The following is a 16174-nucleotide window of genomic DNA, read 5'->3' as shown; positions in this document are numbered from 1 at the left end:
TGCCAATGGATCAACGGCTCTTCTGCGCGTTCATGAACCAGTCTTTTTGAAGAAAACGTGGTTTTTCACCGATCTTCTAGAAGGCCGTTGATTTAACGGGAAATGCGGCGCAACCATGGCATTTTTCAAATTGAGAAACCTTATGAATGTTGCTCTTCTCTTCACTCGAGGAACATTGATTGACAGGACAATGATTGTTTTTCACCAGCTTTCTAGGGAGGAACCGAAGCATGGCTTCGCTGAAACGGTTGTTGATTGGAAAACCAATGGAGACGAAACGGTTAAAACATGAAAAATTGCCGAAATGGAAGGCGTTGGCGGTGTTTTCTTCCGATGCGCTGTCATCGGTGGCTTACGCGACGGAAGAAATTTTGCTTGTGCTTGCATTATTAGGGACAAGCGTCTTTTTCTACTCGCTTCCGATTGCCTTGGCGATTTTAGTATTGCTCTTGTTAGTGACGTTATCGTATCGGCAAATTATTTACGCGTTTCCGTCCGGAGGCGGGGCGTATGTTGTCGCCCGCGACCATTTGGGGACGAAAATCAGTTTAGTGGCTGGTGCGGCGCTCATGATCGATTATATTTTGACCGTCGCCGTCAGCATCAGCTCCGGTGTTGCTGCGTTGACGTCTGCGTTCCCAGCGTTGCTGCCGTGGAAGGTGGAGTTGGCTGTCGCTCTTGTCTTGCTTTTGATGGTGCTCAATTTGCGGGGGATTACCGAATCGGCGACCGTCTTCGCCTACCCGACGTATGTGTTCATTGGTTTCGTGCTGGTGATGATCGCTGTCGGCGGGTGGCAGTTGTGGCACGAAGGATGGCATGGCTTTACGATGCATGAGCATGCTTCCACTGCTCACATGTTTGCCTCCGGTTACAGCTTGTTTATTTTGCTGCGCGCCTTTTCGTCAGGATGCTCGGCGATGACCGGTGTCGAAGCCATTAGCAACGGCGTGCCGGCGTTTCGGCCGGACAGCTCGAAAAACGCTGCCATTACCATGGGATGGATGTCGGCGCTGCTTGGCACGATGTTTTTAGGCATCACCGTGTTGGCGGCAGGGTTTGGCGTTGCTCCGGTTGAGCATCAGACGGTCATTTCGCAAATCGGGCGCCATGTGTTTGGGAATGGCTTGTTGTTTTACTTGTTTCAGCTGACGACGATGCTTATTTTAGTGCTTGCAGCCAATACGAGTTTCGCTGGCTTTCCGCAGCTGACGTCGATTATGGCAAGGGATGGGTTTCTGCCGAGAAGTTTAGCGGCTCGCGGGGATCGCCTTGTGTTTTCCAATGGTATTATTTTATTGAGCGTGCTGGCGATTTTGTTGATCATTGTTTTTCATGCGGAAACCCACTCGCTGATCCCGCTTTACGCGGTCGGCGTCTTTCTTTCCTTCACTATCGGCCAGAGCGGGCTGATTAAAAAATTATGGCAACGGGAAGAAGGACCGAAAATCGGTGTGCTGCTTACCGTTGGAATGGGAGCGGCTGTCACCGGGATGGTCACGCTCGTCACGATGGTCGCTAAATTTACGCAAGGAGCGTGGGTCGTCATTGTGGCGATTCCGCTGTTCGTCTGGATGTTCATCCGAATCCATGAACATTACAAAAAACTTGGTGAGCAGCTGCGGCTTGACGAACGGGAGTGGCAACAGCGCGAAAAAATGCTAAAGCCAAAAGTCATTATTCCAATTTCCGGCGTCAGCAAAGTGGTCGCCCAATCCGTCCAGTACGCCCGCAGCATTTCCGACGACATTACCGCGGTGTCGATTATTTTCGACGAAAAGGACGAACAAAAGCTGCGACAAAAGTGGGAGAAGTTTTATCCGGACATCCCGTTGAAAGTCATCTATTCACCGTACCGAACCATTTTGTCGCCATTGTTAGAATACATCACGAAAGCGGAAAAAGAAGCAGACCGTTTGCCGGTGACGGTGCTCTTGCCTCAATTTATCGTGAAAAAGTGGTGGCATACGTTTTTGCATAACCAAACGGCGATCATTTTGCGCTTTTTCTTGATCATGAAAAAAGATGTCGTCATCGCCACGTTGCCGTATCATTTACGGGAATAATGTCGAGAAAAGAAGAAACATTTCCCCGGAAATCGATGTGTGTCGAATGGGGAAAAAGTCCCCTCTCCGTACGAAATTGCATATCGTACGGCAGAGGGGGAATGAAGATGTGGCTATGGGCATCAATGATTTTATTGGCTTTCAGCGTAAGCGTGGATGGTTTTAGTGTCGGGATGACCTATGGGATGGGGGGCGTCCGTTTTTCCCTCTTTTCGCTGGCGCTTATCGCATGCATGTCTGGGGTGGTAGTGTTTGTATCCATGAGCATTGGGAGCTTGTTGGCGCTCGTTTTGCCTGTGCAAGTCGAGAAGGGAATCGCTTCATTCATCCTCATAGCTCTCGGCGGTTGGGCGATGTACAACGTTTATAAGCCAAAGGGAGACGGAAGCGAGTTTTCCGCGGAGCTCGATGAAACAGGGGAGACTGACCGACTGAGCGGTGCTGTTCAAGTATTGAGACGGCCCGAACTTGGCGATCTTGATCGTTCAGGCACAATCAGCCGGAAAGAAGCATTGTTAATCGGACTCGCCTTGTCGATGGATGCGTTTGGCGCCGGGATCAGTTCGTCCCTTTTGCATTTTCCGCCGCTTTCGTTTGCTTTGTTGGTTGGCGTGTTTAATCTCATGTTCATCCGCGTTGGCTTATCATTTGGGTGTATGGTGTCGAAAACGGGAATCATGAAAAAAGCGACTATGTTGCCTGGGGTTGTGTTGATTGTCCTAGGGTTGGTCAAATTATTTCGGTGACACCTTTTGGGCGGCTCGTTCGTAATGCAAATGTGAAAATAGGTTGATGAAAAAGGAGAGAGGTCCGATGTGGAAAAAGTTTTTATCGAAACTCGGCATTGGCGCTGCGAAAGTGGATCTCGTGCTTCATCGCCCCCATGTGCGGCTTGGTGAAACGTTGGAAGGGGAATTTTTGCTGGAAGGCGGTTCGGTCGCTCAACAAATTCGAAAATTGGATGTCCTGCTGCAATTGGAAGTGCAAGCGGAAGGAAAGGTATATCGCCGAACCGCGGCGGTGATCCCGGTCGCTTCCTCGTTTACGATTCAGCCCGGTGAGCGGAAAGTGCTCCCGTTTTCGTATACACTGCCGCTCCATTTGCCGATCAGCCGCCCGACCGTGCGCTATACGTTCGTGACGCATCTCGATATTGCGGATGGAGCCGACGCGTACGATCAAGATGCCATTCACATTTTGCCGCCGATGGCCCTAGAGCAAGTGTTTTCCGTTTTGAGCGCCTTGGGATTCCGGGAGAAAGCGACATCCGGAAGCATTACGCCGCATGGACAGGAATTTGCGTTCTTCCCGGCGGGCGAATTTCAAGGGGTTGTCCAAGAAGTTGAGTTTTTTGCCCTCGTCGAGGAAGAAGGGGTGCGTTTGTATATGGAGATCGACGTCCGCCACGGCTTTGGCGGGGAACGCGAAATGAAACGGGAGCTGTTCATTTCGAACGAGCAGCTTCGCGACCCGGCGGCCTCGGCTCGCTTGTTGAAAGAAGCAATCGACGAGGCAGTGCATGCAGCGGGATCGTTTGCCCAGCCATCCGGGCATTCCTGGGCAACACCGCATTCCCCCATTTATGGACATCCAGCCGGCCATTATCCGTCCATCCACCATTCGCACCATGGCGGACATGGATGGGCCGGCGCCATTGGCGGATTTGCGGCGGGAATGTTGGCGGGAATGGTGGCCGAAGAGCTGCTTGACGATGTCGTTGATGATATCGCCGACGGGCTCGATGTTGATGATTGGTTTGATGGCGGCGATGGATTTGACGGCGGGGATCTGTTGTAACAGTGGCTGAGGAAGGCGTTTCGCTTTTCGCGGGACGCCTTTTTTGCTGGTGCAGGAAGCTCGGACAATAGTGACCATTTCCTTTTGGCAGGCATATACAGTAAATGGAAATCAACCAATGAAAAACAAGGGGAGAACGTGATCCATATGCATGGACAGATGCACGGCCATCGCCATTTGGCTTGGCATGAAACGTTGGAGTTGCATGAACTGATCGCTTTTCAAGCAAACGGGCTCATAAAAATGAAAAAGGCGGTCGGCAAAATCGACTGTCCTGAATTAAAAGGATTGTACCTTGAGACGATTCAAGGGCTGGAAACGAATTTGCGCGAGCTGCTTGCCTTCATTCCGGCGGCACCTATGATGGAAGAAAGCCGCGACCATGATGAGGGCGACCGCGCCTTGCATGCGGGTGATTTGCTTGGCTTTGCAAAAACATCGATGCGCAACTATGCGGCTGCCATTACGGAAACGGCTACGCCTGTATTGCGGAAAACGTTTGTCAAGCATTTGCTGAAGGCGATTGAAACGCACGAAAAAGCATTCAACTACATGCACGAACGCGGCTATTACCCGGCCTATGACCTCGCCCAGCTTCTTCATAACGATGTCCGAAATGCGCAAAAAGCTCTGTCAATGCGATATGAACAGTAACGGAACGCGCCGTCCCCTAGTGGGGCGGAATTTTTTATCCCCGTCACATAGGAGATGGAGGCAGGTGCATTCATACAAACGGCGAATATAGACTCCCATGAAGAAAAATTCGTCACCAATGGAAGGATGAAAATGCCCTCTGTTGAATATTATGGTTTTACATATTTTGGGCATTTTAAAAATAGGCATCAAACATCGCGAGGACAGGAGTGAACACCTATGCGTCATTACATTGTGTTCGATATCGGCGGCACCTATATTAAACATGTGGTCATGAACGGGCAAGGGAATTTTTTGGAAAAAGGAAAATATCCGTCAGAGCGGCACGATTTCGCCAAGTTTCGAGATGACTTGCTTGCTGTTGTCCGCCAGGCGCAGAAACGCTATAACATCGCGGGCATTGCCATCAGCTCAGCAGGCAGCGTCGACAGCGACATCGGCGTCATCGGCGGAAGCAGCGCCTTGCCTTGTATTCACGGTCCCAACTTTAAAGAAGTATTCGGCGGGGCGACGGGCCTGCCGGTGGAACTGGAAAATGACGCGAACTGCGCGGCGCTCGGTGAATTATGGAAAGGAGCGGGGCGGCACTGCCGCGACATCGCCTTTGTCATCGTCGGCACCGGCATTGGCGGGGCGATCGTGAAAGACGGACGCATCCATAAAGGGGCGCATTTGCACGGCGGGGAATTTGGCTATATGTTGATGGACGTCCGCTATGAGAACGGAAGGATCGAATGCAAAACATGGAGCGAACTGGCGGCGACAAGCGCGCTGATCCGGATGGCGGCTGAGGAAAAGGGGATGCCGGAGAGGGAGCTGGACGGAGAAAAAGTATTTGCGTTGGCCGAGAGCGGCGATGAAGCCGCGCAAAAGGCCATTGACCGGTTTTATTTTTCATTGGCCCAAGGGATTTTTAACTTGCAGTACGCATACGACCCGGAAAAAATCATTGTCGGCGGAGGCATTAGCAGCCGCCCCGATTTCGTCGACGAAATCAACAAGCGGCTTTCGGTGTTCTTGTCGCTCGTTCCGATCGCGAAAATCCGACCGGTCGTGGAGACGTGCCAATTCAAAAACGATGCGAACTTGCTCGGCGCTTTGTATCATTACTTGCAACGGCACGGGGAGTTAGGGGAAGCGTCCGGCCCGTCCCATTGAGCAGCAACAGGAAGTCGACGGTTCTGTCTCGAAAACAAGGCCGCTGCCCAGAAAAAGCGCGGGTAGTACAAGACAAAGATTTGTAGTACAATAGAGCAGGCGCGGCCAAATGCGAAGTGTTATTCCACCCGCTTGGCCCATATGTATAAAAAGGACGACCCCGCGCAGAAAGGATGGAAGGACATGCACTGGATGGAATTATGGAAGGCGATCATTTTAGGGATGGTCGAAGGGCTGACCGAGTTCGCCCCTGTTTCCTCGACCGGCCATATGATTATTGTCGACGATCTTTGGTTGAAGTCCACGGAGTTTTTAGGCAAGTACGCGGCGAATACATTTAAAGTCGTCATTCAGCTCGGCTCGATTTTAGCCGCTGTGGTCGTGTTTAAAGACCGATTTCTCGACTTGCTTGGTGTTCGCGGCCGCCATCCGGGCGGACATCCGCGGCTGACGCTCATTCACGTCATCATTGGCCTGCTGCCGGCTGGGGTGCTCGGCGTCTTGTTTGAAGATTACATCGATGAACATTTGTTTTCGACAAAAACGGTGCTGATCGGCCTTGTGCTCGGCGCGTTGTTGATGATCGCCGCCGACAAATTCGCCAAAAAAGCAGCGCGGGCGCAGACGGTCGACCAAATTACGTACAAGCAGGCGTTTCTCGTCGGGTTGATGCAATGTTTATCCCTGTGGCCCGGTTTTTCCCGCTCCGGTTCCACGATCGCCGGCGGGGTGCTTGTCGGCATGAGCCATCGCGCCGCCGCTGATTTCACGTTCATTATGGCCGTTCCGATCATGGCGGGGGCGAGCGGGCTGTCGCTGTTAAAAAACTGGCAATACGTCACCGCAGCCGATATCCCGTTTTTCATCGCCGGCTTCTTGAGCGCCTTTGTCTTCGCCTTGCTCGCGATCCGCTTTTTCCTTGAGCTCATCAACCGCATCCGCCTCGTGCCGTTTGCGGTGTATCGGATCGTGCTGGCCGTTGTCATTTATGTTTTGTACTTCTAATCGCACCGCCTGGCGGATTTGTTCCGCCGGGCGGTTTTCATTTGACGGGAAGTGAACACGGGAAGGCAGCAGCAAACAAACATGAACGCATGTTACACTTCAGCCTTGAAAATGACTGCTTGTATATACATCCATATTTATAAGGGAGATCATTTAACTGAAAAATCCTGTTCTCCAGCAGTGTTTTTTTAAATTGAAAAACCTTCTAAATCCGGTGTTCCGTTTTCGTAGAGAACCATCGATGGAAAAGGACAGGTTTTTTTAACCACTCTTTTAGAAGAAAAATTAGCGTTTTCCACAATTCAATCATCCAAACAATCCGAGTTCGATGGCTTTTCCCACCGCTCCCGCCCGCGACTTTACATCAAGTTTTCGCAAAATGGAAGATACGTGGTGCTCCACGGTTCGTTTGCTGATGTTTAATTGTTCGCTAATTTCGATATTCGTTTTGTCTTGGGCAATGAGCTCGAGAACAGCCAACTCCATTTCGGTTAGGGACGAACGATCATGGAAAACGAGATGGGTCGGAAATGATTTCACCCCTCGATGGCTTTCCCGAATGGCGTGAATAAGTGTTTCGACAGAGTCTTGTTTGGATACAAAGGCATAGGCGCCTGCCTCGTAGGCGGCGTTCATGTACTCCAGACAATGAGATCGAGACAAAATCACGACTTTGCATGCAGGAAATAATGATGAGATTTTCCTTGTCCAAAGGAGGCCGTTTTTCCCTTTGAAGCGAATGTCCATGACAATAATGTCAGGCTGATGTTGAGCGATTTTCTGCTCCAAGTCGGTCGGAGAGGAAACGGCGCCCACCACTTCCAAGTCTAGCTCACGTTCCAGCAACTGACGGATGCCATCCATGACAAGACAATGATCATCCACTAGCAGGACTTTGATCTTCACAATTTCTTCCCCCCCCCCCCGTAAAACATTGTGAGTGGCTGTTTATTTGGTTGAAACACGAGTTGCTGTGGAAAACGATGGAGTTTTGCAGGGGGATGAACGATGTGCCGTTTTGTCCAATGAGGCCGTCTCTCTCAGCCTAATCCATGAAAATTTTACAATATATATCAATCTCTGTAAACTAAATTTCAAAAAATAGGTATTTTTCGCAATGAAATTTGTGGAAAATACGGATGTTTTCGGGGAGTAATTTTGCTAAAGTAAAATGTGAAGCCGGCCGGCTATTCGTATATCATCAATCATTGGCGCTTTGTGTTGGATCAAAGCATGAAGTATAAAAGGGGGATTACTTATGTTTGGGATTCTTGCTTCGCCTAAAACCGTCCATATACTTCTGCGAAAGGTCATGACATTGGCTGGTGTGTTGATGCTTTCCATCATCGCTTTTGGCTTAGTAAACCCAAATCAAGCTGCAGCGTGGTTGCATCCAGGTCCTACCGTCCAATATCCAATTGAGGGAGGAAAATGGACATATGGCTTCTGGAATGCTATGGTTCGCTCCTACTACTATCATCCGAATTCGTGCCACGGTTCAACAGTTGTATACAATGGTGAGATGCTACGAAGTGTTGATACCCCACCAGGATTGACCTCTGCTGCTGAGAAAGGGGCTCTTAATTTTCCGTGGTCCGATGACGCCTATTATTATAGAATTTGCAAATAGTGAATCTGTTTGACTGGAAGCTTTTCTTTCACCCCTTCCCGAGCAGGATGGGGGTCTTTCTCTTCCGGACGGATGATGGATTAGGGAAGGGATGAGGCTCATGCATAAAAAAATCGTGATCGCTGTTTCCGCTGTGCAGTTTCTTCTCTTAGCTTTGGTGGCGGTCATTGTTTCGGATATCCATGACCGATTTTTTTCTGAGCAGCTGGGTGTGAAAGCGAAAGTGACATTGGATTTTAGCCAGTCTGATTTGCGTCAGGAAGATGTGTTTCAACAGTTGGGTGCGATGAGCGATCAATGGGAATTGGGATTGATGAAAGTCGCGCCAGATTTACGGGGGGATCAGTCAGGGCAGATCTTCGTTCAAGTGGGACAGAAAGGGGCATTTCCGAAGCGAATCGAGCGTTTTGGTCATGAGCCGGATGCGGAGATCCGCGATCGCCGCGCGTTGGCCCATTCGTTTGCCAATGGCGATTATTTGGTGACAGGGAAAACCGATCATATAGACGAGTTGAAACATTGGCTGACGTCACATCGAGTCGATCAGAAATGGAACGAAGAAACACTGTTGACCATTCTCCAATTTTTGATCATGCAAAGCGATTTCGGTGTAGCGCTATTGGCCGTTTCGATGTTGATGGTGTCGTTAGCCTTGTATTGGCTGGCGGTCAAGGCGAAAGGGCGTGCGTTGCGTGTGTTGGCGGGAGTTCCGACGTGGCGCATCCAATGTGAGGATTTCAGCCACTTTTTACTGGCTATGGTTCTCGCCGCCGCCATATTGGACGTCTTGGCAGCTCTTTATGTCGGTTTTGTCTATGGATGGGGATTCGTGCCTTACTATAGTAAAGTATTGCTTTTGGCTGAGGCGATGGTGATCTTCTCGACACTGGTTTGCGCGTTGATATTTTCTGTTGCCTCATGGCCGAATCCAGAGATGTTAGCGATGCGCGAGCCCGCTGTCAAGCGTTTGGCCAAAAGTTCGGCCGCGTTGAAACTAGCTGTATTTGCTTTCGTCCTTTCCACTGTCTCACCGGCGGTTTCAGCTTATACAAATGCAAGAAAAACGGCACAGGAACAAGTCATGTGGAAGTCGTTGGCTGATCAAGTGGTGTTGGTGTTCCCGTCCCGTCCGGGGAGCGCCGGGGGAGCGGAAATCGAGCAGTTATTTCAGACGTTGCAACCATCGGTCGGGGACATGGTTCGACAAGCGGAGACCGCCAATCGCGTGGTGTTATCGAAAGCGTGGACGGAAGACGATTTCGCCATCGATGGTATGACCATTGCGCCGTACCGTTACGTTATTATGGTGAATGAGCGATGGCTGGATATCGTTCGCAAGAAGAACAAAGGACTGTCTTTGGTTCCTCTTGCGCTGGAGCAGATTCCAAAGGATGCGAAAAAATTTCTGGAATCCTCAATTCCATTATATGTAAGAAAACAGCAGCAGGCAAGAAACATATGGCATGAGGTCAAGATGTATCGTTTGACCGGATCGTCCCCTTTTCCATTTGTCCGCTTTGGCGGGCAACTTGAGTTTGCCCAGCCGAAGGACGTGTTATTGTTGTTTGCACCTCATGTCCATGCATTATTCAACGACAATTTTTTGATCTCTGTTGCTTCCTCGTCGGAGTTGAGTTTTGTCGGATTAGAGGAAACACAGAAACTCGTATCTGAACGCGGCCTTCAGAACCGGATCCGCGTCAACTATATGGCGGAAGAAGGAATTTTGCGCGCGCAACTTTATGCCTATTTTGTGTGGCTTAGAGCTGGATCGATCGTTGCTCTTTTGGCAGCCTTGGCCATTGCCGCGACCATTAGCGCGTTTATTATGGCCGTGTTAAAAGCAAAGCGCGATTTCCCGCTTCGTCTTGCTGGGGCATCTTGGTGGGCGGTGTCGCGCGGGCGAATCGTGAAAGAGTGGGTTTTAGGGGGGATCGTGGTGATGCTGATTATGCTATTTCAAGGAACAAACGGCTGGTTGCCGGTCGGTCTAACGGGGGCGCTTGTGCTGCTTGCTTTGCCGTTCGTACATATTGGTGCGGCAGCTTGGGTGTTTGCGAAAAATTCCCTGCGTCAGTTGTAGAAAGAAAAAGGAGGAGTCGACTGCAATGAGGATTGAAGCCAATCAAGTGACGATGACCATCAATGAGCGAACGATTATGGAAAATGAAAGTGTCATATGCTCTCCTGGAGCCTTGACGGCGCTTGTCGGTCCAAGCGGAGCGGGCAAAACGACGCTTCTCCATGTGCTTGGATTGCTTTTGCGGCCGACAAGCGGGCGTGTATTGATTGATGGTGTCGATACAACCAGTTGGGGAGCTAAGCAACGTCGTCTGTTTTGGAAAAACCATGCGGCATTCATTCTCCAAGATTACGGAATTATTGAGGAAGAATCTGTCGCGTTTAATGTCACGATGACTTCGAGTTTGTTTCGCTCTAAAGTTGTAGGGGACGAGGAGCGGGTGCGCAAAGTGTTATCGGAAACGGGGTTGGATGGAAGAGAACGAGAATTGGCCGCCCGTCTGAGTGGAGGAGAAAAACGGCGTTTGGCGATTGCACGCGCTCTCTATAAAGATGCACAAGTCATTTTTGCTGATGAGCCGACGGCTTCTCTTGATGAGGCCAATGGCGATCGCGTCATTGAGCTCCTTCAATTATTGGCGAAGCAAGGGAGAACGGTCATTGTCGCGACCCACGATGAGAAAATGATGCGCGCTGCCCATGCCGAGCATGCGCTAAAGGGAATGCGACATGGTAGATGAGGAGAAGGGGGGACGAATCAAGATGGCGAAAAAACGATGGTGGGGCATTGGCGTTGCCATTGTGTTGGTCGGCGGATTTTTAGTAGCGGGAGGGGGGATTGGTTTGTCGCTCATCCCGTTTCCAGGCAAACAGGAATTTGCTCGCCCCGAATGCGGAAAACTGCCGAGCCAATCGGAGGTGAGACGCGCATTGAGTCAGCACCGGGATCTCGTGGCTCGCTTGGAGAACGTGGGGAAGGGAGTAAGCGTGAAGGTGGGGGCACCGTGCGGAGATCATGCAGATGAAGCGCTCATCCGCATTGTTTATCATACAAAGGCGGAACGGGATGCTGTTTCCTCCATTTTGGCTGACCGCAGTTTCGGGGTTCCGGTTGAGCTAATCGAAAGATGAGATGGTGTTGATTTCTCAACTTGAGAAGGGACGTTTTTGAGCTGCTTTTGCTTTTTCATTCAAATCACCGTCCTTCTAGGCACCCGACGATTCGGAGTTCTTTCGCTCCTTGGATCTTTTACGCGTGGGGGCTTTGCTTCGTTTTCGCATTTGATTTCCTCCATGCAGCCCCGTATATCCAGTTCATGAAGAGCCGTTACAAAGGCTCGGCATCGATGTTGAGTCGAGAGAGATGGGGAGGTGAAAGCGCTGCTTTGTCAGCAAAGAAAAAAGATTCTTGCTCTTATTCTGTACTATAAGTTATAATACAGTCAAATCACTTTAGGTGTAGCCCCATCGCATAGACAAGTTATCGAGAAGACATCGTTATTTCTGTGCGGCCTTATTATTTATTCCAAATGAATTGTGATCGGCTTGAGCCGGTGTGAGGAAAAAACGAGGCGATGCCGAAAAACGGACACAGGTTGGCCGCATCAGGCATCGCCTGTTTTTACAAACGGGCGGTGTCTTGAATGATCGCAAGCAGCGTTTGCAGCGGATCGCTCGCGCCGGCTTTATCCATGTTTTTCCGGTAACGGTCTTTTTGGTCGTACAGGCGGCGAATGGCGGCTTGCAGCGATTCGTTCGTTAAATCCTCTTCCATCAGCACTTCCGCATAGCCTGCTTTTTCAAACGAGCGGGCGTTTAGGATTTGGTCGCCGCGGCTCGCCGCTTTGGACAGCGGAATGAGCAGCATCGGCTTGCGCAAGGAGAGCAGTTCGAAAATGGCGTTCGCCCCGGCGCGGGAGACGACGATGTCGGCCAAGGCGAGTAAGTGGGGCAGCTCTTCGTTGACGTATTCGAACTGTTTGTATCCTTTTTGGCCTGCGAGGCTTGGGGCGATGTTCCCTTTGCCGCAAATGTGGATGATGTCAAATTCGGCCAGAAGCGTCGATAGGTTGGCGCGCAAGGCGTCGTTGATTTTTTTCGAGCCTAAGCTGCCGCCCATCGCCAGCAAGACCGGTTTTTTTCCGTCGAACTGGCACATCTTCCTCCCTTGTTCGGCGTTGCCATCCTTCAACTCTTCGCGGACGACGGCGCCGACGTAGACGGCTTTATCGGCATTGACGTATTGCCTCGTTTCCGGGAAGGTGAGGCAGATTTTTGTCGCAAACGGCATGGCGATTTTGTTCGCAAGCCCCGGGGTTAAGTCAGATTCATGGATAATCGACGGCACGCCGTTCAGCCAAGCGCCGAGAATGACGGGAACGGAGACGAATCCGCCTTTTGAGAAGACGACGTCCGGTTTTTCTTTTTGGATAAGGCGGTACGCCTGCCAAACGCCTTTTAACACGTGAAACGGATCTTTAAAGTTTTTCCAGTCAAAATAGCGACGCAGTTTTCCGGTCGAAACCGAATAGTACGGGACGCCGTCGATGCGGCCGATAATCTCCCGTTCGATCCCTTGATGAGATCCGATGTATACGATATCCCACCCAAGCTCTTTCAATTTTGGAATCAGGGCGACGTTGACCATGACATGGCCGGCCGTGCCGCCGCCGGTTAAGACGATTTTCTTTCGCAATGCGGATCACCTGTCTTTTTTCATCACTTGTGTATCGTTATGTATTATAGCAGATTCTACATGGCTTCGGGAGGAAACTGAGCGGTGATGCTTTTCGTACTAGGAAATGAGGAGACCGGATGGTCTGCATGAAATTTTTATCATTTTCTTTTTGATTTCTCATCTGTTTGTTATATGATAAATCATCTAAACTATGATCATATCAAAAATAGAAAGTTCATTTTTCTATTGGTTCATCACCAAAAGATGTACTTGACTTTTAAAGACAAACATGATAGCAATGTTGCTCAAAGAGATGTGTGGTATAAAAAGGAAAAATGCTGTTTTGGTTTTCCTTATCATGATCGTCTTTCTTTGTCAAGTACACTTTGTGGCGAAGAGCCTTTCTATTTTCAGAGAGGAGAAATATTGGTAAAGTACAATTCAAGAGGTGAATGCCATGTGGGCTTGGCTGTTCGTTTGTTTCATTGCGGGAATTGCCATTTATGGGATTGTACCGACGATCATCATTCGCAAAAAGCGGGTGCGTTTGTTTCGGGAAGGAACGGCATCCGATTGCCTTGCATTGACATTTGATGACGGCCCCGACCCGTATTATACGCCAAAACTGCTCGATTTATTAAAGAAATATGGCGTGAAGGCCACGTTTTTTGTTGTCGGGCGCAAAGTCGAGCGCTACCCGCATATTGTGCGGCGGATGGCGGAAGAAGGACATGAAATCGGCATTCATAATTACCGCCACATCAGCAATTGGCTGTTGCCGCCGCTTTGGTTGGATTGGGGGGTGCGCCGAGCGGCCGAGGCGATTGAGCGGGCGACGGGTCAACGCCCGGTGTATTACCGTCCGCCATGGGGCCATTTTAACGCTTGGACGCCAATTGTGCAAAAGCGGTATATGACGGTGTTATGGTCGCATATTCTTGGCGATTGGAACGAAAAAATTGGTACAATGGAATTGTTCCGCCGCTTGCGTTCGGCCATACGCGGCGGGGCGGTGATTGTGCTTCATGACAATGGGGATGCGTTAGGTGCTGACAAACGCGCGCCAGAGCAAATGTTGTCAGCGCTCGAGTTGCTGTTTAAGGATGAAGCAGCGAAAAAGATGCGTTGGGTGACGATTACGGAACTGAGAAATGTGCAAACTAATACACAAATCTCGGCGATGTAGTGGGGGAGCTATGGATACAAGCGTATGGTTGCCGTATGTCCAGTCATACGGATATGTGATGCTGTTTTTATTTTTGTTTTGCGGCATTGTCGGCATTCCGGCGCCGGAGGAAAGCTTGCTCTTTTTGGTCGGCGTGATGGTTGCCAAGGAGCAGTTGCTGCTTGGACCGTCGCTCGCTTCATGCTGGGGCGGGGCGATGGTCGGCATGGTGACGGCATACGGCGCCGGTCGGTGGTGGGGGGCGCCGTTTGTGCAAAAGTACGGCAAGTGCGTCGGAATTACGGCTGAACGTTGGGAGCGGGCTCGCCGCTGGTTTGGCCGCTATGGTAAATGGGGGATTTTGTTCGGCTGCTATGCTCCCGGGGTGCGGCAAATTTGTCCGTATATGGCGGGAGTGAGCCGGTTTCCGTTCGGGCCGTTTTTGCTGTTTGCGGCGTTTGGGACGGCAGGCTGGGCGGTGCCGTTGACCGTGGCTGGGCTTCTGCTCGGCCAGCATATCCGTCTCCCCTTGATTGTTTTTCCGCTTGCCGGATTGGTGCTGTTTTTGCTGTTTTTGCTTGCAGCGTGGATTGGGCAGCGGAGGCGCAAAAAATCTCTCGAAAGCTAAAGGGTGCGATCGATGATGAAAGTATTGTTTTTGCCGCTGTTTCAAATGAATACGGGACATCATAAAGTAGCCGATACGTTGATGGATTTTTTGCGCCGCCAGTTTCCGGCGGTCGAAAGCAAAAAGATCGATTTTTTGAGCTATTGTAATGAACTGATGGAAAAAATGGTGTCAGAGGCCTACTTGCGCTGGATTCGCTCGCATCCTGCTTCGTACCACCGTGTGTACAAAACGCTGATGTACCAAGAGCCGCCCCGGTTTGAGTTCATTTCGTTTGAGCCATGGCTGCCTTATTTTGAAAGCAAAATGAAAAAGATGGTGGAAGAAGAACAGCCGGATTTAATCGTCTGCACCCATTCGTTTCCGTCGCGCATTTTGCAGCGGCTGAAGCGGAAACGGGTGCTGACGGTTCCAGTTGTCAATGTCTACACCGACTTTTTTATGAACAGCATCTGGGGGAAACGGTTTATTGACTATCATTTTGTTCCCCATCAAGAGGCGAAATGGGAGCTGATCACGAAGTACGGGGTTGACAAAGGACGCATCATCGTCACTGGCATCCCAGTGCACGATGTGTTTATGAATCGGTCGGAAGCGAGACGCAAGCGGCAGCCTGCTCATGTGCTTGTCGCCGGTGGAAACCAAGGGCTCGGCAATATGCTGGCGTTTTTGCGGGCGGCCCGCACGTCAACGTTGTTCCGCTATTCGGTGCTGTGCGGCGCCAATCGCCAGCTGTACGAGGAAATCGCCAGCTGGCGGTTGTCTCATATCCGGCCGCTTCCATACATCGCTGACCCGGAAGAGATGAATCGGCTGTATGAAGAGGCGGATGCCGTCATTACGAAACCAGGCGGGGTGACGGTCAGCGAGTTGCTTCATAAGCGCATTCCGATTTTTACGATCGATTGCTTGCCTGGGCAGGAGCGCATCAATTTGCAATATTTGCAGCAAAACGGTCTCATTTATCATTTAGTTGAGCCAGAAAGCGGCGAGCGGCACATGCTTCGCTTGTTGACGGATGATGTGGAGAAAAACCGGTTTTTCCGCCGTGTGTCCGATTATTTTGCCGGCGTGGAAAAAACGGGGCAAGAAGCGCTCGCCGAAGTGGTGGCGGCCATGCCGCAGCGCATGGCTTGGCGCGTGTTGCATCCGTAGCGACAGAAGGTGTCCCAAAACGGTCGGGACACCTTTTCTTATTCCTGTATATATGTGTAAAACAAATGCCGGAAAACGATATGTTGTGCTTTGTTGAAAGAAGAACCACCTTTGGAGACAGCCTCACTTTTTTGTGCCTTATCGCTTATGGGGGGTGGCGAAACAACCTGCATCGTACATATAAAATATCAGACTGTTGGGCGCGAAACGTGTTACA

15 protein-coding genes are annotated in these 16174 nt (G+C 50.5%); 13 read left to right on the top strand and 2 right to left on the bottom strand.

The window, feature by feature from the left end:
- The first annotated feature begins 230 nt into the window (after positions 1 to 230).
- The 6 genes from GJ1_RS05500 to GJ1_RS05475 all read left to right on the top strand — a co-directional run bounded on the left by GJ1_RS05500 (position 231) and on the right by GJ1_RS05475 (position 6680).
- Positions 231 to 2066: an APC family permease gene (locus GJ1_RS05500; RefSeq protein WP_066229530.1), complete on the top strand. Its 1836-nt coding sequence runs from the start codon at positions 231 to 233 to the stop codon at positions 2064 to 2066.
- 107 nt (positions 2067 to 2173) lie between these two features.
- Entirely contained in the window at positions 2174 to 2812 is a 639-nt protein-coding gene (gene ytaF / locus GJ1_RS05495; protein ID WP_066229528.1) for a sporulation membrane protein YtaF, read from the top strand.
- Positions 2813 to 2879: 67 nt separating this feature from the next.
- A complete protein-coding gene (locus GJ1_RS05490) occupies positions 2880 to 3863 on the top strand; it encodes a sporulation protein (RefSeq protein WP_066229525.1) in 984 nt (327 codons plus the stop codon).
- Positions 3864 to 4010: 147 nt separating this feature from the next.
- Positions 4011 to 4517 carry a spore coat protein gene (locus tag GJ1_RS05485; protein ID WP_083509951.1) on the top strand — a complete coding sequence of 169 codons (507 nt, stop codon included), beginning with the start codon at positions 4011 to 4013 and terminating at the stop codon, positions 4515 to 4517.
- Positions 4518 to 4736: 219 nt separating this feature from the next.
- Complete coding sequence (locus GJ1_RS05480; RefSeq protein ID WP_066229522.1) at positions 4737 to 5675, top strand: ROK family protein; 939 nt, start codon at positions 4737 to 4739, stop codon at positions 5673 to 5675.
- A gap of 183 nt (positions 5676 to 5858) precedes the next feature.
- On the top strand, positions 5859 to 6680 hold the full coding sequence (locus GJ1_RS05475) for an undecaprenyl-diphosphate phosphatase (RefSeq protein WP_066229519.1): 822 nt from the start codon (positions 5859 to 5861) through the stop codon (positions 6678 to 6680).
- A 306-nt stretch (positions 6681 to 6986) separates the two neighbouring features.
- Here the strand turns inward: GJ1_RS05475 and GJ1_RS05470 are convergent, their stop codons facing one another.
- Entirely contained in the window at positions 6987 to 7589 is a 603-nt protein-coding gene (locus tag GJ1_RS05470; protein WP_083509949.1) for a response regulator transcription factor, read from the bottom strand.
- A gap of 349 nt (positions 7590 to 7938) precedes the next feature.
- Here GJ1_RS05470 and GJ1_RS05465 point away from each other — a divergent pair, with 349 nt between their 5' ends.
- The 4 genes from GJ1_RS05465 (at position 7939) to GJ1_RS05450 (ending at position 11463) form a co-directional block, all read left to right on the top strand.
- Positions 7939 to 8310 (top strand): lactococcin 972 family bacteriocin, encoded by a 372-nt coding sequence (locus GJ1_RS05465; RefSeq protein WP_066229515.1) that lies wholly within the window; start codon positions 7939 to 7941, stop codon positions 8308 to 8310.
- 115 nt (positions 8311 to 8425) lie between these two features.
- Complete coding sequence (locus GJ1_RS05460) at positions 8426 to 10393, top strand: bacteriocin-associated integral membrane family protein (RefSeq protein WP_245629339.1); 1968 nt, start codon at positions 8426 to 8428, stop codon at positions 10391 to 10393.
- A gap of 25 nt (positions 10394 to 10418) precedes the next feature.
- Entirely contained in the window at positions 10419 to 11072 is a 654-nt protein-coding gene (locus GJ1_RS05455; protein WP_044736529.1) for an ABC transporter ATP-binding protein, read from the top strand.
- 22 nt (positions 11073 to 11094) lie between these two features.
- The gene (locus tag GJ1_RS05450; RefSeq protein ID WP_066229606.1) at positions 11095 to 11463 is read left to right on the top strand and encodes a hypothetical protein; all 369 of its coding nucleotides are present in this window, start codon (positions 11095 to 11097) and stop codon (positions 11461 to 11463) included.
- 490 nt (positions 11464 to 11953) lie between these two features.
- On the opposite strand, the gene murG is transcribed toward GJ1_RS05450, so the two are convergent.
- The gene (gene murG / locus GJ1_RS05445; protein ID WP_066229507.1) at positions 11954 to 13027 is read right to left on the bottom strand and encodes an undecaprenyldiphospho-muramoylpentapeptide beta-N-acetylglucosaminyltransferase; all 1074 of its coding nucleotides are present in this window, start codon (positions 13025 to 13027) and stop codon (positions 11954 to 11956) included.
- A gap of 439 nt (positions 13028 to 13466) precedes the next feature.
- Here murG and GJ1_RS05440 point away from each other — a divergent pair, with 439 nt between their 5' ends.
- From GJ1_RS05440 to GJ1_RS05430, 3 genes are read left to right on the top strand one after another with little or no spacing between them, the layout of a single operon-like run.
- Entirely contained in the window at positions 13467 to 14195 is a 729-nt protein-coding gene (locus GJ1_RS05440) for a polysaccharide deacetylase family protein (protein ID WP_066229503.1), read from the top strand.
- 10 nt (positions 14196 to 14205) lie between these two features.
- Positions 14206 to 14802 carry a DedA family protein gene (locus GJ1_RS05435; RefSeq protein WP_066229500.1) on the top strand — a complete coding sequence of 199 codons (597 nt, stop codon included), beginning with the start codon at positions 14206 to 14208 and terminating at the stop codon, positions 14800 to 14802.
- A gap of 12 nt (positions 14803 to 14814) precedes the next feature.
- Positions 14815 to 15957, top strand: coding sequence for an MGDG synthase family glycosyltransferase (locus tag GJ1_RS05430; protein WP_066229497.1), 1143 nt, complete (start codon positions 14815 to 14817; stop codon positions 15955 to 15957).
- Positions 15958 to 16174: the final 217 nt, after the last annotated feature.

The organism is Geobacillus jurassicus NBRC 107829, assembly GCF_001544315.1.
Taxonomy (GTDB): domain Bacteria; phylum Bacillota; class Bacilli; order Bacillales; family Anoxybacillaceae; genus Geobacillus; species Geobacillus jurassicus.
This window is presented reverse-complemented; position numbering and strand designations above follow the sequence as displayed.